Genomic DNA, 23727 nt, shown 5'->3' on the forward strand with positions numbered 1-23727 from the left:
GCTGATTGGCTAGTCGCTCTTTTTTTATAATTATAATTCTTGTCGTAACGCTTGAATAACATCAATCTTTGTTGCTTTACGTGCTGGTCTCCAACCTGAAAGTAATGCTACTCCAATACTAATAGCTGAAGCTACAAGTATTAGTTGCCAAGGAATATCTGAGAATACAATATCCGCTTCTTGGAATTGCTTTGAATCAGTAGCCATATCAATTATAATTGGCAATAGCCAGTTTGATAAGAAACTAATACCGTATGATATAACAATTGCAATCGCTGTTCCTAAAATACCAATCCAAGCACTTTCCATTAAGAATAATCGCTGGATCAATTTCGGACTTGCCCCAATCGCCTTCATGACCCCAATTTCACGAGTACGCTCAGTAACAGCCATTGTCATTGTATTGAAAATACCAATAGAAGCAATTAATACAGCAATCGTCCCTACAAAGATTAAACCTACTTTAAATGCTAAGAATATAACATTGATATCATCTAATTGCTCAGTAACTGAGTAAACACTTAAACCTTTATCCTTCAGTTTGGCTATTACACCTTTTACTGCTTCTAAATTCGTAGCATGTACTTTTATCTCCGGATAGAACATATCTTTTTCAGCTTTTATGTTTTTCGAATCTTTTACAGATGCCTTATAAATATTATAAAACTCGCCTTTTAGTTCATGACTAAATAGTATCGTATTTTTAATAAGCCAATCTTTTGCCGGTTTTTCTGATACACCAACCACTTTGAATGTTAACTCTTTATTAATTGCCTTATCATTATCATAATCTTGTAGTTTTACTGAAATTGTTTTACCTACTAGCGATTCCTTGTAACCAAGTTTCTTTGCTTGCTTAGTAGAAGTTGTGTCATTTTCTGCAGATTCCTCATTTAACTTTTCTTGCTCTTTCAACTCTGCTTTCGATAATAAATTCTCTGCAAAATGATAACCAACTACAATTTCATCAGAATTTTGAGGTAGACGACCTTCAGATAATTTACTCCCGACTTTTTCTTCGTTATCAAATTCAGTCATGTTTACTGGTACGCTATTTGTACGTTCCTCAAATTTTACGTTAGCCGATAGTTGAGCATTTGTTTTTTCAACCACTGCTCTGACATTCTCCATTTTTCTAATGGCATCTACATCGATTTTCTTTTGAGGATCTCCGTGTACCTCAATTTCTGTCAATTTTTGATCTGTTAAGATTTCTCTTTCCATCGACCCTTGTAAACCAAAACCGATGGATGCTAATACAATTAAAAACGCACATCCCATAGTAGTTGCTAAAACAGTTGTAAACACACGTAGCCTATTTTTCTTTAAGTGTTGTCTAACAAAATCTACTTGATCCTTAAATAACATATTACAATACCTCCTTAACTAATTCGCCATCGTGCATTCTGAATTTGTGATGTGCTATATTAGCCACTTCTTCATCATGTGTAATAATGACAAATGTTAAATTCAACGCTTTATTAAGGCTTTGAATAAGGAGTAAAATATCTTGCTCTGTTTCCGAATCTAAACTTCCTGTAGGCTCGTCCGCTAATAATATCGGCGGATTAGTTACTAATGCACGGGCAATACTAACACGCTGTTGCTGCCCACCCGATAACTCATTTGGATAATGGTCTGAAACATTTTCCAACCCTACTTGTTGTAATAGTTCTTTTACTTTTACCTTCCGCTTTGCAGAAGGAATACCTTTAATCTTTAGTGGTAATTCAATATTTTCAAACGCCGTTAAACCCGGCATCAGTTGAAAGTTTTGAAAGATAAATCCAAAATTTTCTAATCGGAACTGCGCATGAGTAACTTCATTCATAGAAACTGTTTCTTGACCATTGATAACAATTGATCCAAATTCAGGCGTCATAAAGCCAGCAATAGTATTTAGCAATGTCGATTTACCAGATCCACTCTTACCAACAATTGAAACTATTTCTCCTTTTGCCACATCGAATGATAAATCCTTCAACACTGGCACTTTTTTTTCTTTACCTTTTTTTCCTATAGCAAATGTATGACTCACATTTTTTATTTCAATCAATTTATTTTAGCCCCTCTCCACTTACTTACTGAAATTAAGTATATACATAGATTCTTAAGTAATAAGGAGGATAAAGATGAAGAAATTCTTAAGATTAGATATAGTGGCGTTAAGGTTTTCAAATTAATTTGTGTAGACGCAAACTTTTCGTGGTACTTCCAAGTCAAAATATTGTAGTGTTTTCGCGATACGCTATATTTGTGAAGGAGTTAACTGGTCATGACAAAAGAGGAAAAATACAAGCTTGTAGAAGCATTTATAATAGAAAATCAGCATTCTTATTACCGACTAGCATTTAGCTATGTCAAAAATAAAGAAGATGCACTGGATATCGTACAGGAGAGCGTTGTTAAAGCACTCAAATCAATCGATTATATAGAACAAATTGAATACATTAAAACATGGTTTTACCGTATTTTAATCAATACATCCATAGATTATATAAAGAGAAACAAACGAACAATCGCCTCTCCGGATGAAATTCTTGATTTTCATTTACCAAATCAAGAAAATGAATTACATGATTTAGACTTATATGACGCCATTGATCATTTACCCATAACTTACAAAACCATTATCATTTTGCGCTTCTTTGAGGATATGAAAATCGATGATATTGCCGAAATGCTCGGGGAAAATAGCAACACAATTAAAACAAGGCTTTATGCCGCATTGCGCAAGCTACGCATAGAAATGAAAGAGGATGTGGAATAATGAGTAAAATTAACGACGCCAAAAAAAGATTCGACAATATTGAAATTCCTGAAGAACTAGATTTTGTTGTCCAAAAAGCTATAAAGGAAGCTAATCCAATGAAAAACAATAAACGAAAAAATATGAACCCTTTTAAAAATTTTGGACTAGGTGCCGCAGCTGCTGCCATATTATTTGCAGGTAGTGTAAACCTGAGTCCTGCATTTGCACAATCAATGTCTAACATTCCTGTCTTAAATTCAATTGTCAAAGTTATCACTATGAATGAAATAGCTGATGGTAACGACAATTCGCAAGCCAACATTTCAACCCCTCAAATTACAGGCCTTGAAAACAAAGAATTGGAAACAACATTGAACTCAAAATACGAGCAAGAAAATGCTCAGCTATTTGCCCAGTTCCAAAAGAAAATGGCCAAAATTGAAGAACAAGGCGGAGGTCACTTAGGTGTAGACGCGGGCTACAAAGTATTAACAGATACAGATGACTTACTTTCAATTAGTCGTTATACTGTAGAAACACAAGCTTCAAGCTATGAAACAATTCATAACGATACAATAGACAAAAAGAATGAATTACTCATTACTTTACCAAGTCTATTCAAAGACAATGCCTATATCGATACCATCTCAACTTATATGAAAGATGAGATGCGTAAACAAATGGCTGCTGATGTTGAAAAAACCTACTTTATTGCAGGAGAATCAGAAACAAACGATGGCTTTGACAAAATTAAAGCAGATCAAAACTTCTCTATTACAAAAAATAATGAGCTTATCATCTACTTTGATCAATATGAGGTTGCACCAGGCTATATGGGTTCTGTAAAATTCAAAATCCCAACAAGCGTTATACAAAAAGATCTTGTAAGTAATCACTATATTAAATAATTTAAAACCTTGCACTCAGCAGTGTTTTCTCTGCTGAAATGCAAGGCTTTTTAATGTCTTAATTTAAAATTGAATCATCTTCACTGGATCTACGATTTCATCAAATTGAGCTTCAGTTAATAACCCTGTTTCAAGTGCTGCTTCTTTTAATGTTAGGCCATTTTTATGTGCATGCTTCGCTATTTTAGCTGCATTTTCATAACCAATATGTGGATTAAGTGCTGTTACTAACATAAGTGAATTTTTCACAAAATGGTCTAGCTTTTCTTCATTTGCCTCAATGCCTACCAAACAGTGTTCGTTAAAGCTTCGGATAACATCACTTAACAAACGGACAGATTGCATGAAGTTGTATAGAATAACTGGCTTGAATACATTGAGTTCAAAATTTCCTTGACTAGCTGCAATACCGATCGTCACATCATTCCCCATAACTTGCGTCGCCACCATCGTTACAGCTTCACTTTGCGTCGGGTTCACTTTACCCGGCATAATCGAGCTACCCGGTTCATTTTCAGGAATGGTAATTTCACCGATACCACTTCGAGGACCACTTGCAAGCCATCGCACATCATTGGCAATTTTCATCATATCTGCTGCTAAGCCTTTTAAAGCACCATGCACATGAACAATTTGATCATGGCTTGTGAGTGCATGGAATTTGTTTGCAGATGAAACGAATTGGAGTCCCGTTTCTTTATCTAAAGCATTTGCAACAAGATCACCGAATTCACTAGGTGCATTAATGCCCGTCCCTACTGCCGTTCCACCGATAGCAAGCTCTAGCAAATGTTCTTTACTTTGCTTTATCATTTGTTCTGATTTCTCAATCATATGCAACCATCCACTTATCTCTTGACCAAGTGTTAAAGGTGTTGCATCTTGCAAATGCGTACGGCCAATTTTAATCGTCATTTTAAATTGCTCAGCTTTCGCCAGCAATGTTTCTTTTATCTCTTGTAGAGCTGGTAGTAAATCATTCGTAACAACAGTAATAGCAGCAATATGCATAGCTGTCGGAAATGAGTCGTTAGAGCTTTGAGATTTGTTAACATCATCATTTGGGTGCAGTCTTTCATCACTACCTTGTTTTTGCAAATATGCATTTCCTAGATGAGCGATTACTTCGTTGACATTCATATTAGTTTGCGTACCACTACCCGTTTGCCACACAACAAGTGGGAATTCTTCATCCCATTTACCTGCAATAATTTCATCAGCTGCGTGAACAATGGCATTGGCCTTAACTTGTGACAGATTACCAAGTTCAGCACTAACAGTCGCTGCTGCTTTTTTAAGAAGTGCATATGCATAAATAAATTCAATTGGCATTTGTTCTGTACCAATTTTAAAATTTTCTTTACTACGCTGTGTTTGAGCTCCCCATTTATGTGCTGCTGGTACTTTAACTTCTCCCATAGAATCATGTTCAATACGATAATCCAAAATCATCCATCTCCCTTGTTTTTCTACGAAATTTATTACCTTTCTGTTATTTATGATAACGCTTTCTCATTGAAATGTCTTATCTGCTGTTTGAAATAAAAAAACCTTGTATAAAAAATTATACAAGGTTGAATTATACGATTAAGCTGGCATTGGCGTTGGCGTTGGTTTAGCGTAACCTTCTTTATAAGCTTCATCAATTACATCACGAATCTCTTTTAATGACTTACCCTCTTGCGCCATTTTAATTGATTGGATTGCGATTTCTACACAAGCTACACATCTTGTTCCATGATCATCCCAAACGATTGAGCCATCCTTTTTCACTTCTTTAATAAAGCAGTTCATATTGCTTTTATGGCCTGCACTTTCTCCACATCCACAATAGCAAGGTATCCATTTAAGAATCTCTGTTGCTTGACCTGTCGCTTTATAAACAAGCTTCAAATCTTCAGATTGTTTATCTAAAAAACTTGGAAGAACATCTGCTGAAGCTGTCGTCTCTTGAATATCACCATTAGCTACAGTGTGTTGATGTCCTGATTCTTCATTGTGTTTTTCTTGTTTTACCGGTTCTTCTGCCTTGTCCTCACCACTACTGCAAGCAGTCAATATCATAGAACCAGCTAGTAATAACGTAAACCATTTAAATTTCATTACTAATAACTCCTTCACACACTTTTCCCCTATTGTACCTTAATAAGTATTTAAACTTGTATGACAAATAAGCAACATTATTATTAAGTAGTAGGCTTTTTATATAGTTAGACAAGTCTTATTCTTTTTATACATAAAAAGCTGACTCATTTTCATGAGCCAGCCCTTTTATTTAAGCTTCTTCTTTTGGTTCAATAACTGCAGTTGTTGATGCAGTTGACTTACCTTGGATTTCATCAGCTAATCTTTCGATACTTGGGCGAATCGTACCTTTGCCCGAGTAGTTTTCTATTAGCTCTTTCATATCAATCCCCGATGTCTCTTTAAGAGATTCTTGTAAAGTAGACATTAAGTTCGTTGCATAAGCAGTGACTTTGTTAGCACCACCGCCGCCTTCACCACCACTTCCTGTATCAACGACTGTTATTTTGTCGATATTTGAAAGCGGACTAGCAACTTGTTTCGCGTATTCAGGCATCATGTGAATGACCATATCAAGTACAGCTGCTTGGCCATATTGCTCGAACGCTTCGGCAATCTTACGTTTCGCTTCTGCTTCCGCAAGACCTTTAAGACGGATAATATCTGCTTCGGCTTCACCTTGTGCACGTTCAGAGTCAGCTTTTGCAAGACCATCTAAACGTACTTTTTCTGCATCAGCTTTCGCTCTAGCTTCAATGCTATATTTCTCCGCATCAGCTTGAGCTAATTGTTTCATTTTATCTGCTGCTGCGTTTTGCTCTATTGCATAACGATCCGCGTCGGCTTTCTTCTTCACTTCAGAATCGTATTGTTTCTCACGACGAAGAATCTCTTTTTCTTCTAATTCAATTTGTTTTTGACGCTCGATGATACGAACTTGCATTTCTTGTTCTGTTACTTCTTGTTTTGCTTTAGCTGATTCTAGCTCATATGCTTGGTCAGCACGGGCTTTAGCGACATCTTGCTCGCGGCGGAATTCAGCTACTTTTAATTGGTTTTCTTTTTCTGCTTCTGCAATTTCAGTGGCACGTTCAAGCTCTGCTTTTTGCGCTTCTTTATCTGATTCAGCACGTTTAATACGTGTTTCCTTTTCTGCCTCTGCTGTTGCAATGTCAGCGTCACGTCTTACTTGTGCTATTCTTGGCTTCCCTAATGAATCAAGGTAACCGTTTTTATCACGTACATCCTTGATTGTAAATGAAACGATGATTAAACCCATTTTCGCTAAATCTTGTGATGCGACGCGTTGAACTTCTTGAGAAAATTTATCGCGGTTTTTATAAATTTCTTCAACTGTCATAGAACCTAAAATCGAACGTAGATGACCTTCTAAAACTTCCTTCGCCTCATTTTCGCGTTCTTCTTTAGGTTTGCCTAAAAACTGCTCTGCTGCTGTAGCAATTTCAGAAATAGACCCGCCGATTTTAATGATTGCAATACCATCTGCCATTACTGGAACACCTTGCTCTGTATATACTTCAGGTGTAGTGACTTCTAGTTTACTAGATAATAAGCTTAATGGTTCTGCTTGCTGGAATACAGGAAGTACGAATGTACCACCACCACGGATAATTTTAATTCGATTACCTGATTCGTCTGTATGTACGTTTTTTGATCCTAAGTAACTACCTGTTACGATCAGCGCTTCATCTGGACCTGCTGTTCGGTATTTTGTTACATAAACACCAATAATCGCTAATAATACAAAAGCTACAATTCCTATTACGACTAATAACCCTATATTTCCAAAATCCATTTCATTTCCCCCTTTAATCTAATTTGAAAACATCGGTTCATATGCTCTGACATACACCGTGCCTTCTTTTACTTCTACTATAAGGACCTGTTGATTATACTCAATTTCCTCATTATCAAAACCTACAGCACGTTTTGAAATTAAACCATTTATAGTTTCAATAACAACTTCACCGAACCCATCAACAGGAATAGGTACGATTACCTTACCAATTTGCCCTGCCAATGACTCATCAGTATATGCCATTGATACTTCTGCTGATTTTAATGGTAATAAGATAAAGAAATAGAGCAATACACTTAATACGGTAGAGATAATTGTTGCAATTGCGATGATCATGATACTAGAAAATGACGTTAAACTTTCTAAGATGAAACCAATTGCTGCAAAGAATGTTAGAAAAGAAAGAATAACCGCTGGATTAAAAAACGGAATACCTTCTCCAACACCATCAATTACATCTCCAAAAAATAAAAATAAGACCATGCATACTGCAAAAATTATTAGGGAATATAAATATACTTGTTGGATTGCTATACCAAACAGTTCTATTAGACTCACCTCTCATACTTATGTTATTTTCCTTACAATACGTTATACGGTTAAGTGGAGATAAAGTTTCATTTTTTTCAAATAATTTACACATTTTATTTATAATTATTTCTAATGTTACGGGAATGTAAATTTTAGTCGAAATTATGTAAATAATGTGGGGATTCCTATTGCATTTTGTTATGATTGTGTAGCGTTAAAAGAGATTGATAAGTTGATATTCAACCTAGGAGGATTCACATGTTTAGCTCAAAAAAACAAGACCCTTTTTTTGCGTCGCTGTTGAAAATTGCAGAAACAGTTAATGAAGCTGTACATTATGCAGATGATTTTAAAATTACAAGCATCGCAGATTTAAAAGAGCTTAGCGTAACATTAAAACAGTATGAGACCGATGGAGATAAATTAATTCATGAATTAATTTTCATGTTAAACAAATCATTTATGACACCGATCGAACGTGAAGATATTTTGGAATTAGCTGTACGTATGGATGATGTTCTTGATGGCATTGAAGGCTGTATCGCCCACTTCGAGATGTTCTCATTAACAGAGGTAGACGATTATATGCGTGATTTCCTTAAATACATCGTAAAAAGTACAGATGAAATTGTCGCAGCAATGGGACATTTAACAAATAAAAAACTGATCGATATGCGTGATCATTCCATCCTCATTAAAGACTATGAGCGCAAATGTGATGACGTTCTTCGCACTTCAATTAAACAACTATTCTTACATGAAAAAGATCCTATTCGCATAATTCAATTCAAAGATATTTACGAACAACTTGAAGAAGTAGCTGATTACTGCCAAGATGTTGCAAATACAATGGATACAATTATAATGCGTAACGCCTAGGAGATGTAGATATATTGGATACAGTTCTATTTTTAACCATTCTTGTTGTTGTTTTTGCATTATTATTCGACTTCATTAACGGTTTTCACGATACTGCAAATGCCATCGCAACTGCTGTTTCTACACGTGCATTACCACCTCGTGTAGCTGTATTAATGGCCGCAACTATGAACTTTATAGGTGCAATAACATTTACAGGTGTAGCAAAAGCATTGGCCAAAGATATCGTTGACCCTTTTGCAATTGATAACGGGGTTGTCATTATTTTAGCCGCTTTGCTATCCGCAATTATTTGGAACTTAGTAACTTGGTATTATGGTATTCCATCTAGTTCATCGCATGCTCTAATCGGCTCTTTAGCTGGTGCAGCGATTGCTGCTGCAGGTTTTGCTGTATTGAACTATGAAGGATTTATCAAAATTATTAAAGCATTAATCTACTCACCATTTATTGCTATCGTTGCTGGTTTTATCATGATGTCCATTTTCAAAGTGGTATTCAAAGACTTAAACTTATACCGTACGAATAAAGGATTCCGTAGACTACAGATTTTCACTGCTGCGGTACAATCTTTTACCCACGGTACAAACGATGCTCAAAAATCAATGGGTATTATTACAATGGCTTTAATTGCTGCTGGATTACAAACTGGTGACGATATTCCAATGTGGGTACGTATTGCAGCTGCAACTGCAATGGGATTAGGTACATCCATTGGTGGATATAAAATTATCAAAACTGTTGGCGGTAAAATCATGAAAATCCGACCTGTTAATGGAGCAGCTGCTGATTTAGCTTCTGCCGCTGTTATTTTCGGAGCTACACAACTTCATTTACCTGTAAGTACAACACATGTTATCTCCTCTTCTATCATGGGGGTTGGTTCGGCTCAACGTGTAAAAGGTGTTAAATGGGGCGTAGCAAAGAAAATCGTTCTTACGTGGATTATCACTTTACCAACATCTGCAATAATGGGAGCAGCTATCTTTTTTGTTCTCAACTTATTTATCTAATAATTACCTTATTAGGTTTCCATTCGCTATAGGATGGGAACTTTTTTTATGTAAAAATTTTGACTGTTTAACGACAAAGTAAGACAGAATGCTTTACACTAATCACATAGAGTTGTTTAAGAAAGGTGGTACATACATTTGCAAAGTTTATCTCGATTCATAACAAAATATTATAAAATAATTGCAACGATTTGGTGTGCATTGTTCATTATCTTTGCATACTTTGCTATTCAATTACCTGGTCAATTAAAAGGCGATGGTTTTAAAGTAAATGGCGATCATCAAGCTGTTATGAACGAACTAACAGAAGAATTTGGTCTACCTGCTGAAACCATATTTGTCGTATTTGATAAAGTTAAAGACGAAGATATTAAAGCGACTTTACAGAAAATCGAAGAAGTAGAGGAAATCGATTCTATTCAATCTCCTTTAAAGAACTCGGAACTTCATAAAAAAAATATCTCCTATGCTATTTTAAATTTCGATAATACCATAGAGGATATGTCAATTGTAGTACCGAAAATACGAGATAAAATAAACAATAAACAAGGAATTACTATTACAGGTGGATCGGTGATTTCATCCGATCTTAATACAGCCAGTCAAAAGGATTTAGCTAACGCAGAAGCAATTGGATTACCCATTGCAGTACTTGTTTTATTACTAGCATTTGGTAGCGTTGTTGCTTCAATTCTACCAATTGTAATTGGTATCATTACCGTCGTATCTGCGTTTGGCATACTATCTATGCTGAGTGGACAGTTTGATTTATCCATCTTCATAATGAATATTATCCCTATGCTTGGGCTAGCACTCAGCATAGATTTCGCATTGTTGTTTATCAATCGTTATCGTGAGGAAAGATTGCACTCTACCATTCAACAAGCTGTGCAAACAACGATTCAAACTGCCGGACGCTCGATTATTTTTTCTGCATTTTGTGTCATGATTGGTCTCGGTGCGATGATTGTTATCCAAGTAGAAATATTCCATAATATCGCACTAGGTGGTACGATTGCAGTTTTCCTAGCAGTTGTTGCTTCATTAACTTTGTTACCTGCAAGCATATTGTTATTGGGTGATCGCTTAAATAAATGGACGATTATTCGGGTGAAACCGAATAGTGTATCTCGTTGGCGTAGTTTTGCAACACTGGTTATGAAACGTCCAGTGACAATCGCTATTATTTCCTTGATTATCTTAGGAATAGGTATTGTCCCTGTGAAAGATATGAAACTAACTATTCCACAAATGGATGCTTTACCAACTTCATATGATTCTCGTACTTCTTTTGAGAAATTACAAAAAGAATTTGATTTAGGTAAATATTCTACAGTTTATTTATTAGCAGAACGTGAAGATGGATGGGATTCCAAAGCTGGTTTAAATGACATCCTAAAGCTACAAAAAGCATTACAGAAAGATAACTTAGTCCTCGATGTGAAGACCATTTTCACGGAATCTAAAATCAATCACGTAGAGGACTGGCAGCAAAGTATGAAAAACCTTTCTGCTAGCGAACAACTTAAGCCTTTAAAGGAAACTTTCATTCACGACAAACAGTTATTTATCCCAATTACATTAGATGCTAAAGGAGCATCTACAAAGGCACAAGATTGGGTGAGAAAGTGGTCGGATAAAGATTTAAACATGAACTTTAAACTTGGTGGAGAAGCGAAGTTTAATCAAGAAATTTTCGATGAAATTTCAAATAAAATCGTCATAGCCTTATCCATTATTATTGTTTCTACATTCTTTATTCTAATGCTTGCATTCCATTCGGTGTTAATTCCTATAAAGGCTATTTTAATGAATATTATTGGCTTATCATCAGCTTTCGGAATCCTTGTATATATCTTCCAATACGGAAGTTTCGGAATAGAGGAAGGGACAATTGTATTAATCATACCTGTTATTACATTTTGTCTTGTATTCGGCTTAAGTATGGACTATGAAGTATTCCTTATCTCAAGAATTCAAGAAGAATATGAAAAAGGAGCGAGTAATACGCGCGCTACGATTGATGGACTTACTTCTACAAGTAAAATCATTACGTCTGCTGCGTTAATTATGATTGTTATAACAGGTGCATTCGCCTTCACAGATGTAATGCCTGTGAAGCAAATAGGCGTCGGCATTGCCATTGCCATTGCTATTGATGCAACAATTATACGTCTAATGCTCGTACCAAGTCTGATGAAATTATTAGGTGACTGGAACTGGTGGATGCCATTTCAAAAGAAAAATCGCAAATAAAAAAGAGGCAATCTGTTAATAATCAGGTTGCCTCTTTTCATATTTATTAAAAGTGATTTGCATACCAAACTTTTGCTGCTTTTAATTCATCATGTGTTAACTGATGACCATAGTCGCTCCAATATACTTCTACTTCTGCCCCTGCTGCTGTTAACAATCCTTCTAAATCTTTTGATTCTTGAGGAGGACACATATAATCGTTTTTACCAGCACCAATCCAGATTGGTAACTGTGATAATACCGGTACTTCAATGTCTCTTCTTGGAACCATTGGATGATGTAAAATAGCACCTTTCACGATTGGCCCATTACGGAATAACAAACTACCTGCAATATTTGCCCCGTTTGAATAGCCAATTGCTACAATATTATCTCGATTGAAGCCATATTGCACTGCTGCTTCGTCGATAAATTCAGCCAATTCTTTTGTACGGACCTCTAAATCCTCCATATCAAAAACGCCTTCTGCTAAACGTCTGAAAAAGCGTGGCATGCCATTCTCTACAACATTTCCTCGTACACCTAAAAGAGAAGCTGTTGGATCAATCTCTTTTGCTAAAGAAATTAAATCATGTTCATTCCCACCAGTACCATGTAGCAATAACAATGTTGGCTTACTATCGTCAGTACCTTTAATGAAAATATGTTGCATGGAGAACCCCCCTATCTATATTCTATAATCAATATCTTGAATTCGAGATAATTATAGATTGAACAGTAATAGGAGTCAATGAATATGCTTTGGAACTTTGCTTAGGATGATTCTTATAAAATAGTTGAATTGAAAGGACAATCAATATAACTGCAATTATTACGACACTAATTAATGCAATAACTGTCTTTTTGCCAGACATAAAATTACCTACTTCCTTTAGCATTCCTTTGCGAGAACTATCCGATTTCGAAATTGTATACTGTTCTCAAAAATTTCTTCTTATAATGATTAATAAGATAATCATATTCAATTTTGATCATGTGGAATCCATATTTTTGATACAGCGCCAGTTGCCCAATGCTAGAGTTGTCAGTAGCAATTAGAATTCGACGATAACCACCGGCTGTCGCTTCACTTATGACGTGCTGAATAAGTGACTTACCAAACCCTTGTCCTTGCCATTTTCCAACTACAGCAATGTTCATTATATCGATGGCTTCTGTATTATGAATCAACAAAACGACCACCCCAACATCCTCACCCGCCATACTCGCGATATAATAATTACCATCGCGAATATATTGTGCAATCATGTGCTCAGACGGATCAGCTAGTAACAGCAAGTCCATTGGTGGTCGTTCAAATACCGCCAATAAACGATATTGTTATCATCATTTTTTAGACGGCTTAAAGCCTTCAGAATATAAATAGTTTTCCGCATCATCACGAGTTCCGAAGCTTTCTTCTAAATTGAAGCCATGATAAACATTCCAAAAAGGATCTTCTTCTACTAAAAGAAGTTGGTCATCATTACGGTTACGCCAGCTTTGCTCAATTCTCACTTCAGGAACTACTTCATCAATTTCAGATAAGTACGTAAGGGAATCTTCGATAATTTCACGTAGCTCTTGCTCAGAGAAATCACGAATATTTACTAAACCACGATCGTCTGATTTATAACGTAGTAAATCTCCTACGTAAACAAAACCGTTACCGTTTGGGTGTAATTTTTCTACCACAATTTTTTTCTCATATTGGCTACCATCAAAGTGATAATTTAATCGTTTCATCGAAATTTCTTTACGAGTTAATTGAGGGAAACTTTCGATGATCGCTTGTTTTTGTTCAAATGTTAACATAATTTACTCCTTTTTCGTTTGCATTCAACCTTTAGTATAGCATTTTTTACATATCAATTCGCTTTATATCAACATCTTGTCCATCTTTCGTCAATAAAAATACATCAGGATTTCTCATAGTTTTCCATCCTGTAAAACCAAATTTCGAATTGTATTTTGTAATGAGTAATGATAATAGATTGCCATGCGAAACAATTGCAGTATCAGCAATAGATGATTCGAGTAATTCTTTGATTAACTGTTCAATTCGTACAACTGCTTCTTTGCTTGATTCTCCACCTATGTACCTTAAGTTTTCATCGAGAAAAGTTTGTTCCAACTTTTCTAACCAATCATCAAAATTTTGTGTACTTAAAACACGTTCAGCTAGTCTTTCATCCTGTTCAACTTCTATTTTCATTTTCTTGGAAAATGGTTCTATCGTTTGGATTGCTCTTGTAAATGGACTAGAAATAACTCTCTTTATATCGTATTGTTGTAATCTCTCTGCTAATTGTTTAGCCTGCTCAATACCCTCACTTGTAAGAGTGGCCTCTTTTTCTTGACCATAAGCCTTACAATGACGAATAATGTAAATTTTTTTCATTAACAACTCCCCTATCTTTTGAATAATATTATATAGTATTGACATACTATTTAGACAATACTATAATCACAAACAACAATAATTGAAACTAAGACAAGGATTAGTAAAGAATGACCTGTTTTTATAGAGAGAGAATTGATTGGTGGAAGATTCTCATTAACAGCTTCTTGAACCTACCTTCGAGTTCGTCATTGAAAAATGGCGCGGCGACAGTCGTTAACATGTTTGAGAGTAAAGCTTCGCTTTAAATAAGGGTGGTACCGCCGTAATGGGTCCCTTATTTAAGGCGGGGCTTTTTATTTTAAAGAAGAGGTGTTTATAATGGCAAAACAATTTGTAAAAGACGTAACAGCAATGGATGAGGATTTTGCTCAATGGTATACAGACGTTGTAACAAAAGCTGATTTAATCGATTATTCAAGTGTTCGTGGTTCAATGATTATACGTCCTTATGGCTATGCATTGTGGGACAATATCAAAAATGAACTCGATACAAAACTGAAAGAAACAGGTCATGAAAATGTTTATATGCCTTTATTCATACCTGAATCACTTTTACAAAAAGAAAAAGATCACGTAAAAGGATTTGCACCCGAAGTGGCATGGGTTACGCATGGTGGGGATGAAAAACTACAAGAGCGCTTAGTTGTACGTCCAACTTCAGAAACACTATTCTGCGAACACTATGCTAATATTATTCATTCTTATCGTGATCTACCAAAGCTATATAACCAATGGGCTAATGTTGTACGCTGGGAAAAAACGACACGTCCATTCTTGCGTACACTTGAGTTTTTATGGCAAGAGGGACACACTGCTCACGCTACTCAAGAAGAAGCTCAAGAGGAAACATTACGTATGTTAAATGTGTATGCTCAAATTTGTGAAGAGTACTTAGCTATCCCTGTATTAAAAGGGCAAAAAACTGAGAAGGAAAAATTTGCAGGCGCTGAATCCACTTACACAATCGAAACGCTAATGCATGACGGGAAAGCATTACAATCAGGAACATCACATAATTTCGGAGATGGTTTTGCACGTGCATTTGATATTAAATATCTTGATAAAGAAGGTAAACAACAATTTGTTCATCAAACATCTTGGGGTTTCACAACACGTATAATAGGAGCACTTATTATGGTTCATGGTGATGATCGTGGTCTAGTCGTTCCTCCACGTATTGCACCGACCCAAGTAATGATTGTACCAATTGCTCAACATAAAGAAGGCGTCCTGGATTTTGCTTATGATTTAAAAGAACGTCTTGGAAAAGTGGCACGAGTTAATATTGATGCTAGTGATAAAAAACCAGGTTGGAAATTCAATGAGTATGAAATGAAGGGTATTCCAGTACGCCTTGAAGTAGGGCCAAAGGACATCGAAAATAATCAAGTGGTTCTAGCCCGTCGTGACTCAGGGGAAAAAATTATCGTTCCACTTAATGAACTAGAAGTAAAATTACCTGCAATGTTAGAGGAAATTCAAAATGATTTATACAATAAAGCACTAAATCACCGCGAAGAAAATACATTTACCGTTCAAACATTTGATGCATTCAAAGCACAACTTGAAGAAAGACAAGGATTTATCAAGGCTATGTGGTGTGGTGACCAAGCGTGTGAAGATAAAATAAAAGAAGAAACAGGTGCAACTTCCCGATGTATGCCATTCGAACAAGAACATATCTCAGAAACATGTATCTGTTGCAGCAAACCAGCAGAAAAAATGGTCGTATGGGCAAAGGCATATTAAATGCTGATGGCGCTTGACCAGACTCGACAGGCGTTGGAGGGCTCGAACACAAGGCGCTTTTTGTCTTGTGCCGAGAGACCGAAACGACCCGAGAGTCTAGCGCCTGAAGCTGGATATACTAAATGCTGAAGCGGCCTGTCAAGACTCGACAAGCACTGTAACTTTCGAATCGAAAACATCTTTACAGTTTTCGACCGAGAAAGTGAAAGTGACCTCGAGAGTCTGGCCGCTGAAGCTGAATATCTTTCTTAAATGCTGAAGCGGCCCGTATAAATGAAGATAGCCTAAAACTGCCACGTCCTGTGGCAACGGCTATCTGACCTACATCCTGTCGGCCCTCGACAAGCACTGTAAGGCTCGAACCAAAGGCACTCTTTGACATTAAGTGTCCGGCCGAAACGTCTCTCAACAAAACAAGAAGCACGTTGCATTTGCAACGTGCTTCTCTTATAAAACTTCCGTTAGCTTTGATAAAACATTATCCATGTAGGATGCATTATGCTCAACAAAATCAGCGTGTATAGCATTTTTTACAAGAGGTATCTTCTTTCCATCTTCGATGATTTCAAACCCCTCGACATATAAAGTTTTACGCTTACCTGAGTAGAAATCCTGCACTGTACCAAGCTCTGCTCTAACAATACCAGCAACTTCTTCCTCTTGTAATTGAAATCCTTCAAAGTCTGCGTTACTAAATACATAGTACACATGGGCAAATTCTAGATCGATCATTGGTGGTTGTTGGATACGCGTTTCAAATACCCCAATCTTTTTCATATCATCAACCGTAAGTGGCAAACCCAGCTCCTCTTGTAATTCACGAAAGCCGTCCTGAGCTCGCTCATTCGCTAGTAAATGTCCAGCGGCCGTTATGTCAAACTGACTTGCATAATCCTTCTTACAAGCACTTCTAAGCTGAAAATAAAGATAATACTTATCTTCTACCTTACTAACAAGCCAGCAATGAAAAGTCTCATGCCAAAAGCCTTTCGCGTGTACCTCTTCTCTAGTTGCCTCACCAATAGGTTCATGTTCATCATTAAATATTCTTAATAATTCACTGTCCATATTTGGCACCTAAACATTCTTTGTTGCAGCTGAACGTATTTCTTTACGATGTTCATAAACATTTTTTACAATTACTTTCCCAACGGCATAAGCAGGGACACCAAGTAAAATACCTAGGAATCCTGCAATATTACCTGCAGCTAAAATGATTGTAATAACAGTTAGTGGATGAATATCTAATGATTTACCCATAACATTCGGTGTAATTAAATTACTATCAATCTGTTGCGCTACTAATGTTACAACACATACCCAAATGGCTAACTTCGGCTCTTGTAAAAACCCGATAACTAGAGCTGGGACAAATGCAATCCATGGCCCAATAAACGGAATGACATTCATGAAAAAGGCAAAAACAACTAATAACAATGCGTAATCTAATCCAATTATTAAATAACCGATATACATCATAATAGCTAATAATAGACTAATTAGTAGTTGTCCCTGAATATAAGAACGCAGCACATCATCAATATCCGACAGTGTTTTCTTTATCCATTCGCGACGGTTCCCAGAAAACAGTTTATACATTGAAGGTGCAAATTTCTCGTGATCCTTTAACATAAAGATAAAGAAGAAAGGCACCAATATTAAGATAAATGCCCACGACACAATCGTTTGTATTAGTTGCACTAAAAATACACTCGTCATAACTGCGTATTTTTGAATAGAGTTTGCCATCTTATCTATGAATTCATTTACTTGAGATGGAAAACTTCCACGATTATCTTGGATATAATCAGCCATATCTGTTATTTCACTTGCTAAGTAAGGTGTGCTCTTTATTAAATGACTCAACTGTTCTGCAATAGAAGGACCAATCCACGAAACAAAGCCCCCAAGTGCTCCTACTAATGCAATAATAATGGTCAAAATACTTGCCCATCGCGGAAATTTACGTTTCTCTAAAAAACGCTGAATAGGCTCTGTTATGTAGTATAAAATTCCACCTAGTAAAAGTGGAGTGAAAATTGCACTTGCAATAATAACCACTGGATAAAACAAATGTTTTATTTCCAAAAAATACTTAACTATTAATAAAGCGAGTAATATACCGACACCTGTTTGAAACCATAACTTTTTCGTCACAAACTTCACTTCCTTATAGCCTAAATAGGCCCATTTTATCATTAAGTATACGATATTTTATGTTGGAAAAGAAATCAAACAGTAATAACAAAAAATATTATAATACAAATATTCTAAAAAAATTAAGTAATTCCAGTGACATTAGTTGATTTTCCAGTTGGGTGTTGTTACGTTATTTAGTAGAACTTTACATAAAGGTGATGGTGTAATGAAAAGCAAATTGGCTCATATGGGCAAGAAATATTTACTACATCCGTATACTCTCATTCTAATCGTATTACTTGTGAAGATAATCGCATTTCGTACGGTGATTTTCCACAACCGCTCGGTTACGCAAATTGTGTTACTAGAGTACCCCATGTGGGCTTTGGCACTTACTCTTGTCGTAGTGTTATTTAAAAAGCGTACATGGCTTGCTGTATGGATTTTCAATACCATTTTATCTGCATTATTTATCGTCATATTGTATTACACTCGATATTTTTCAACATTACCTTCATATTATGACGTCAAACAAATTTATCAATCTCATTCAGTCGGTGGAACCGTTGCCTTACTTGGAACCCCTTATGACTACCTGTTTTTCTTAGATATTGTTTTGTTGCTGCCCCTAATTCGTTATTTCACAAAAGAACGCCAACTTTCCTACACAGACGTAAGAAAAGGGCTATTTACCTTCACTTGTATCGGTATCGTAACGACAGCACTTGCATTTAGACAGCCTCTTATCGATGTATCTTATTTCGCCAAAGAAAACGGTTACTTACAATCCCAAATCGTTCAATTGTATGCGCGAAGCTTTGGTGTAGCGCTTGCTACTCAAGAAAAGCTAAGTGATGCCGATCTTGAAAGGCTAAAGGGCAATGACTATGTCCCATTTAACAAACACAAAACATTTGGTGTAGCTAAAAACCGAAACGTCTTTGTAATTCAAGTAGAATCATTACAAAACTTTGTTATTAACCGTGATATTAATGGCCAAGAAATTACACCAAATCTAAATAAGATACTGAAGGATAGTGCATATTTCAATAATGTTTACCAACAAATCGGTGCAGGTAACACTTCAGATGCTGAATGGATTATGCATACAGGGCTTTATCCTGAAGGTATGGATCCTACTGTCAATTCACTAAAGGATTCGGAGGTTGCTTCCTTGCCTCGGATGCTAAGTACAGAAGGTTACGGTACAGCTACATTTCATGCTGATGATATATCGTATTGGAATCGAAATAAGCTTTATCCTGCTCTAGGCTTTGACCACACCTATACTTCAGATGATATTCCCGAGCAGCAAATTATCGGCTTTGGTCCTGCAGATGAAGTAACATTTCGTTTTGCTGAATCGCAAATACAAAGTTTGTTACGACAATTCAATCGAGTTTACGCCAATATCATTACACTAACTAGCCATACGCCATTTAAAATGCCTGATGACTACAAATATCTAGAATTACCAACGAAATTCAACGACACATATGTTGGAGACTATTTACAATCAGTTCGTTATACAGATAGGCAAATTGGACAGTTTGTTGCTAATCTTAAGCGTTTAGGATTGTACGACAATTCCGTTATTCTCATTTATGGTGATCATTCTGGTTTACATGGAAAACCTGTAACAGAAGAAGACCAAGTGCTATTGGAAGATTTACTTGGCCATCCTTACAATTTGAATGATCGATTCATAGTACCTGTACTATTTACGGCACCGGGAATTTTTGACAATGAGCAAATTACACATCTTGGTGGACAAACAGATTTAATGCCTACACTTTTAAATTTACTTGGCATTGAACCTACTTCACAGCTCATAGGACACAACTTATTCCAATATGAACATAACCTACTCGGCATGCGCTATTACTTGCCTGGGGGCTCTTATATAAGCGATCACACGATGTATATCGCACCAAGTGCTCAACACCCAGCCTCATTGTTAACGCGAGAAACAATGAAAAGGGCAAAACTTACAAACCGATCACAAAAAAACATCAATAATACACTATCAATACTGCAATACTCCGATCAACTTCGTCGAGAACAAATCGGACAATAAGTAAAAAAAGCCTTATTGAAAACTTAAATTCAATAAGGCTTTTTTTATGCATAAATAATTTCCCTACGTTACAAATGGTCTTCTTCTGTTTTTTATTATTGAAACTAAATATTAATGCAAAAAAACTCGTCCTTATTAATCATTAGAATAATTAATAAGGACGAGAGATATATTTGTGTATTCACTCTGATTTGCTTCTAAAAGCACTCCGTAAACAGTTTTCTAAATACCTTTTACAATTTGTCATCCTCAACTGAATTTAGATATTCTTCAATCGAATCAATAACAGATTCAACACAACCCTCTTCAAATGGTGATACTAGATTCGCTTCCGCTACAAGATTAGTGAAAGATTGTGAACCTCCTAATTGGCAAAGGTGGATATAATCTGCCCATGCTTCCTCGTGATTTTCTCTTGAACGTTTCCAAAATTGGAATGCACAGATCTGCGCTAACGTGTAATCAATATAATAGAACGGGCTAGCATAAATATGAGCTTGACGTTGCCAGAAACCACCTTGCTCTACATATTCAATACCATCATAGTCACGGTGTGGTAAATAAATTCCCTCTATTTTTTTCCAAGCAGCTTTTCGTTCTGCTGGTGTCATTTCAGGGTTTTCATAAACAACGTGTTGGAACTCGTCGACAGCTACACCATATGGTAAGAATAATAATGCACCACTAAGGTGAGCAAATTTGTATTTCTCTGTATCCTCTTTAAAGAATAGTTCCATCCAAGGCCATGTGAAAAATTCCATACTCATAGAATGGATTTCACAAGACTCAAAAGTTGGCCAAATATATTCCGGGATACCAATATTACGACTCGTATATACTTGGAAAGCATGGCCTGCTTCATGTGTTAACACATCAATATCACCAGAAGTACCATTAAAGTTTGAGAAAATGAACGGTGATTCGTAATCATCGATAAATGTACAATAACCGCCCCCCTCTTTTCCTTTCTTCGCTACTAAATCCATCAAATCATTGTCGATCATGAAATTGAAGAATTCAGCAGTTTCTGGGGATAACTCTTCATACATTTTTTTACCGTTTTCCACAATCCATTCAGGTGTTCCTTTTGGTGTTGCGTTACCTGTTAAGAAATTTAATCCTTCGTCTTGGTATTTTAATTTATCTACACCAATGCGTTTCGCTTGGCGTTCATATAATTTATTTGCAACTGGAACAATATAATCTCTTACTTGATCACGGAATTTTTTTACCATTTCAGCGTTATAATCAATACGATTCATTTGAATATAACCTAGTTCAACAAAGTTTTTATAACCTAATTTCACTGCCATTTCATGACGTACTTTAACAAGCTGATCATATATCTCATCAAATTTCACTTCATTTTCCTTAAAGAAACCAAAGCTTGCTTCTTTTGCTTTTTTACGAGTTTCAGCGTTTGTCGATTCTCCATAAGGGCCTAATTGCGCAAGCGTTAATACTTCACCATTAAAATCAATTTGAGCTGAAGCTACTAATTTAGAATACTCCGATGTTAGTTTGTTCTCTTTTTGCATCAATGAGATGAGCTCAGGTGAGAACGATTTAATTTGGTATTCTGCTAAATCAAATAATTGCTGTCCCCACTTCTCTTGTAATTCTTGTTTAAACGCTGAAGTTGTTAGAGCTTTATAGTATTCAGTGACTAAATCATCCATCTCGGGGTTGATTTCATCAAAATAGTCTCTCTCTTTTTGATAAAATTCATTATTTGTATCGATAGAAGCACGAATTTCTACTAAAGTAGATTGAGTAGAAAAATTATTACGTAATTCATTAATAGAACTGATAACTGAACTTTGTTCTTCTACTGTTTTAGCAGCTTTAAATTCCTCTAAAAGTTCGTGGAATTTACTTTTAGTAGCAGCTAAATCTGGTTGTTTATATTCATAGTCTTTAAAAGTTGTCATATGTATCCTTCTCTCCTTTATCTTTCGATAGTCGAAACGTTAAACTTATTGTTCAATATTTTCAGAAATATTGCAACTATTATTGTCGTAATTAGTTAAAAAAAATGGTATTTAATTACTTATTTAAAATACTCCGTCTAAAAGACTTATGTTTTAGCTCATTTTGTGCTAACCTATTTTCATGCCTAATTATAAAGTGAGGTGCTTTACATTGATAGGTCGTAACGATCCTTGTCCATGTGGCAGTGGTAAAAAATACAAAAAATGTTGTGGTAAAAATGCAGTAGGAGATATTTCAACACTAGTAAGTGAAGATATCGATCGCGTCGTGGAAGGTTTTGTAAAAGAATCCTTTAATACAGCTGACTATCAAGCATTAGAAAAACGCAATCATCAATGGCAGAACGCATTAAATCATGCATTTGCAGACAGTTTAATAGATACTATTGCTATGGAAACATATATTTATATTGATCGCCCGAATTTGTGGAGAAACTATTTAAATAAACAATTAGCACAACCTATTCGTCCTCAAGTAAAAGATATTTTATCAGCTTGGTTAACACCAGCTTTCTTACTTGCAAAAGTTGAGTCGCAAAATGGCGAATTAATTACTTTAATTGATGAGGTATCTAACAAACGTTATTTGATGACTGGCTCTCCATCTAAGAAATTCAGCGGCAACTGGTTATTCGGAATTTTCATGCCAGATAAGCGTAAAGGTGAAAATGGCTTAACTGCAACAAGTAGCGTTATTTTCATTCCAAATGACAAAGTAAATATTACAAAAGCTTTACGCAACAAGCTTGAAAGTAACATCACTGATTCATTTGAATTGTACAAAACGTTCCTAGAAGCTGTTGCTCCAGAGTTTCAATCAGAAGTGGCAGCTACTGTTGTTGAAGATGTACCTGTAACTAAAGCTGTCGAAAAAGAAAAAACAGTAACGGAAAGTGAGCTATCACCCTTCCAAACTGAAATTCTTGATCTAGTACAGCAATATGTAACTGAGTACAATCTATCTGCAGATACATTCACTGCCTTACTACAACAATATTTAGAACAAAACACAGTTAAAGCTAAAAAAGCCAATACTGTCGCTGCAGGTGCAGTGCTTGCAGGACAGGCTTCTGCTATCATTCCTGAAGGCGGTTTATCGAAAGTCAAAGATGTTGCAGCATACTACGAAGTATCCGCTTCATCTGTGTCAAAATATCGCGACCAAATTAGCGAATTTTTAGCACAATAATAAAAAGGCGATCCAA

21 protein-coding genes and 1 other annotated feature are annotated in these 23727 nt (G+C 35.9%); of the genes, 8 read left to right on the forward strand and 13 right to left on the reverse strand.

The features are described 5' to 3' along the window. Positions 1 to 30: 30 nt before the first annotated feature. A complete protein-coding gene (locus BK137_RS11350; protein ID WP_038186253.1) occupies positions 31 to 1368 on the reverse strand; it encodes an ABC transporter permease in 1338 nt (445 codons plus the stop codon). A gap of 1 nt (position 1369) precedes the next feature. Continuing rightward, a complete protein-coding gene (locus BK137_RS11355) occupies positions 1370 to 2056 on the reverse strand; it encodes an ABC transporter ATP-binding protein (RefSeq protein WP_038186267.1) in 687 nt (228 codons plus the stop codon). Between the two features lie 219 nt (positions 2057 to 2275). Here BK137_RS11355 and BK137_RS11360 point away from each other — a divergent pair, with 219 nt between their 5' ends. Together BK137_RS11360 and rsiV are read left to right on the forward strand one after the other, a co-directional pair. Beyond that, on the forward strand, positions 2276 to 2770 hold the full coding sequence (locus tag BK137_RS11360) for an RNA polymerase sigma factor SigV (protein WP_038186270.1): 495 nt from the start codon (positions 2276 to 2278) through the stop codon (positions 2768 to 2770). After that, positions 2770 to 3660 (forward strand): anti-sigma-V factor RsiV, encoded by an 891-nt coding sequence (gene rsiV / locus BK137_RS11365; protein ID WP_038186273.1) that lies wholly within the window; start codon positions 2770 to 2772, stop codon positions 3658 to 3660. Before BK137_RS11360 ends, rsiV begins: the two co-directional genes overlap by 1 nt. Positions 3661 to 3723: 63 nt before the next feature. Here rsiV and fumC read toward each other — a convergent pair whose 3' ends face one another. The 4 genes from fumC to BK137_RS11385 all read right to left on the reverse strand — a co-directional run bounded on the left by fumC (position 3724) and on the right by BK137_RS11385 (position 8053). Beyond that, entirely contained in the window at positions 3724 to 5106 is a 1383-nt protein-coding gene (gene fumC / locus BK137_RS11370; RefSeq protein ID WP_038186276.1) for a class II fumarate hydratase, read from the reverse strand. A gap of 141 nt (positions 5107 to 5247) precedes the next feature. Continuing rightward, complete coding sequence (locus tag BK137_RS11375) at positions 5248 to 5763, reverse strand: PCYCGC motif-containing (lipo)protein (RefSeq protein ID WP_038186279.1); 516 nt, start codon at positions 5761 to 5763, stop codon at positions 5248 to 5250. Positions 5764 to 5935: 172 nt separating this feature from the next. Beyond that, a complete protein-coding gene (locus tag BK137_RS11380; RefSeq protein WP_038186282.1) occupies positions 5936 to 7501 on the reverse strand; it encodes a flotillin lipid rafts scaffold protein FloT in 1566 nt (521 codons plus the stop codon). A gap of 18 nt (positions 7502 to 7519) precedes the next feature. Further along, a complete protein-coding gene (locus tag BK137_RS11385; RefSeq protein WP_164491934.1) occupies positions 7520 to 8053 on the reverse strand; it encodes an NfeD family membrane protein in 534 nt (177 codons plus the stop codon). A gap of 240 nt (positions 8054 to 8293) precedes the next feature. Between BK137_RS11385 and BK137_RS11390 the strand changes: the two genes are divergently transcribed. From BK137_RS11390 to BK137_RS11400, 3 genes are all read left to right on the forward strand, one after another. After that, positions 8294 to 8914, forward strand: a complete 621-nt coding sequence (locus tag BK137_RS11390) for a DUF47 domain-containing protein (RefSeq protein ID WP_038186284.1) — start codon at positions 8294 to 8296, stop codon at positions 8912 to 8914. 14 nt (positions 8915 to 8928) lie between these two features. Next, entirely contained in the window at positions 8929 to 9927 is a 999-nt protein-coding gene (locus tag BK137_RS11395; RefSeq protein ID WP_038186286.1) for an inorganic phosphate transporter, read from the forward strand. Between the two features lie 138 nt (positions 9928 to 10065). Beyond that, complete coding sequence (locus BK137_RS11400) at positions 10066 to 12183, forward strand: MMPL family transporter (RefSeq protein WP_038186288.1); 2118 nt, start codon at positions 10066 to 10068, stop codon at positions 12181 to 12183. Between the two features lie 46 nt (positions 12184 to 12229). Here BK137_RS11400 and BK137_RS11405 read toward each other — a convergent pair whose 3' ends face one another. The 4 genes from BK137_RS11405 to BK137_RS11420 form a co-directional block, all read right to left on the reverse strand. Continuing rightward, positions 12230 to 12835 carry an alpha/beta hydrolase gene (locus BK137_RS11405; RefSeq protein WP_038186290.1) on the reverse strand — a complete coding sequence of 202 codons (606 nt, stop codon included), beginning with the start codon at positions 12833 to 12835 and terminating at the stop codon, positions 12230 to 12232. A 239-nt stretch (positions 12836 to 13074) separates the two neighbouring features. Next, positions 13075 to 13467: a GNAT family N-acetyltransferase gene (locus BK137_RS11410; RefSeq protein WP_235175746.1), complete on the reverse strand. Its 393-nt coding sequence runs from the start codon at positions 13465 to 13467 to the stop codon at positions 13075 to 13077. Between the two features lie 42 nt (positions 13468 to 13509). Continuing rightward, on the reverse strand, positions 13510 to 13977 hold the full coding sequence (locus BK137_RS11415; protein ID WP_038186292.1) for a hypothetical protein: 468 nt from the start codon (positions 13975 to 13977) through the stop codon (positions 13510 to 13512). Between the two features lie 46 nt (positions 13978 to 14023). Beyond that, positions 14024 to 14563, reverse strand: a complete 540-nt coding sequence (locus BK137_RS11420; RefSeq protein WP_038186294.1) for a histidine phosphatase family protein — start codon at positions 14561 to 14563, stop codon at positions 14024 to 14026. A gap of 81 nt (positions 14564 to 14644) precedes the next feature. Next, positions 14645 to 14844: a binding site (T-box leader), on the forward strand. 40 nt (positions 14845 to 14884) lie between these two features. Here BK137_RS11420 and proS point away from each other — a divergent pair. Beyond that, positions 14885 to 16315, forward strand: coding sequence for a proline--tRNA ligase (gene proS / locus BK137_RS11425; protein WP_038186296.1), 1431 nt, complete (start codon positions 14885 to 14887; stop codon positions 16313 to 16315). Between the two features lie 447 nt (positions 16316 to 16762). Here proS and BK137_RS11430 read toward each other — a convergent pair whose 3' ends face one another. Both BK137_RS11430 and BK137_RS11435 read right to left on the reverse strand, forming a co-directional pair. Then, positions 16763 to 17383, reverse strand: coding sequence for an NUDIX hydrolase (locus tag BK137_RS11430; protein WP_038186297.1), 621 nt, complete (start codon positions 17381 to 17383; stop codon positions 16763 to 16765). A 9-nt stretch (positions 17384 to 17392) separates the two neighbouring features. Further along, complete coding sequence (locus BK137_RS11435; RefSeq protein WP_038186299.1) at positions 17393 to 18472, reverse strand: AI-2E family transporter; 1080 nt, start codon at positions 18470 to 18472, stop codon at positions 17393 to 17395. Positions 18473 to 18680: 208 nt separating this feature from the next. Between BK137_RS11435 and BK137_RS11440 the strand changes: the two genes are divergently transcribed. Then, entirely contained in the window at positions 18681 to 20531 is a 1851-nt protein-coding gene (locus BK137_RS11440; RefSeq protein WP_235175747.1) for an LTA synthase family protein, read from the forward strand. A gap of 233 nt (positions 20532 to 20764) precedes the next feature. Here the strand turns inward: BK137_RS11440 and BK137_RS11445 are convergent, their stop codons facing one another. After that, positions 20765 to 22462 (reverse strand): M3 family oligoendopeptidase, encoded by a 1698-nt coding sequence (locus BK137_RS11445; RefSeq protein WP_038186301.1) that lies wholly within the window; start codon positions 22460 to 22462, stop codon positions 20765 to 20767. Between the two features lie 211 nt (positions 22463 to 22673). Here BK137_RS11445 and BK137_RS11450 point away from each other — a divergent pair, with 211 nt between their 5' ends. Further along, the gene (locus tag BK137_RS11450) at positions 22674 to 23711 is read left to right on the forward strand and encodes a YecA family protein (RefSeq protein WP_038186305.1); all 1038 of its coding nucleotides are present in this window, start codon (positions 22674 to 22676) and stop codon (positions 23709 to 23711) included. Positions 23712 to 23727: the final 16 nt, after the last annotated feature.

The sequence above is a fragment of the Viridibacillus arenosi genome, from assembly GCF_001955655.1.
Lineage (GTDB): Bacteria > Bacillota > Bacilli > Bacillales_A > Planococcaceae > Viridibacillus > Viridibacillus arenosi.

Bases quoted from the DNA above. Each gene is read 5' to 3' on its own strand.
- BK137_RS11350 (WP_038186253.1), bottom strand. From the start codon at position 1,368: ATGTTATTTAAGGATCAAGTAGATTTTGTTAGACAACACTTAAAGAAA.
- BK137_RS11360 (WP_038186270.1), top strand. From the start codon at position 2,276: ATGACAAAAGAGGAAAAATACAAGCTTGTAGAAGCATTTATAATAGAA.
- rsiV (WP_038186273.1), top strand. From the start codon at position 2,770: ATGAGTAAAATTAACGACGCCAAAAAAAGATTCGACAATATTGAAATT.
- BK137_RS11375 (WP_038186279.1), bottom strand. From the start codon at position 5,763: ATGAAATTTAAATGGTTTACGTTATTACTAGCTGGTTCTATGATATTG.
- BK137_RS11380 (WP_038186282.1), bottom strand. From the start codon at position 7,501: ATGGATTTTGGAAATATAGGGTTATTAGTCGTAATAGGAATTGTAGCT.
- BK137_RS11390 (WP_038186284.1), top strand. From the start codon at position 8,294: ATGTTTAGCTCAAAAAAACAAGACCCTTTTTTTGCGTCGCTGTTGAAA.
- BK137_RS11405 (WP_038186290.1), bottom strand. From the start codon at position 12,835: ATGCAACATATTTTCATTAAAGGTACTGACGATAGTAAGCCAACATTG.
- BK137_RS11410 (WP_235175746.1), bottom strand. From the start codon at position 13,467: ATGGACTTGCTGTTACTAGCTGATCCGTCTGAGCACATGATTGCACAA.
- BK137_RS11415 (WP_038186292.1), bottom strand. From the start codon at position 13,977: ATGTTAACATTTGAACAAAAACAAGCGATCATCGAAAGTTTCCCTCAA.
- BK137_RS11420 (WP_038186294.1), bottom strand. From the start codon at position 14,563: ATGAAAAAAATTTACATTATTCGTCATTGTAAGGCTTATGGTCAAGAA.
- proS (WP_038186296.1), top strand. From the start codon at position 14,885: ATGGCAAAACAATTTGTAAAAGACGTAACAGCAATGGATGAGGATTTT.
- BK137_RS11430 (WP_038186297.1), bottom strand. From the start codon at position 17,383: ATGGACAGTGAATTATTAAGAATATTTAATGATGAACATGAACCTATT.
- BK137_RS11440 (WP_235175747.1), top strand. From the start codon at position 18,681: ATGAAAAGCAAATTGGCTCATATGGGCAAGAAATATTTACTACATCCG.
- BK137_RS11445 (WP_038186301.1), bottom strand. From the start codon at position 22,462: ATGACAACTTTTAAAGACTATGAATATAAACAACCAGATTTAGCTGCT.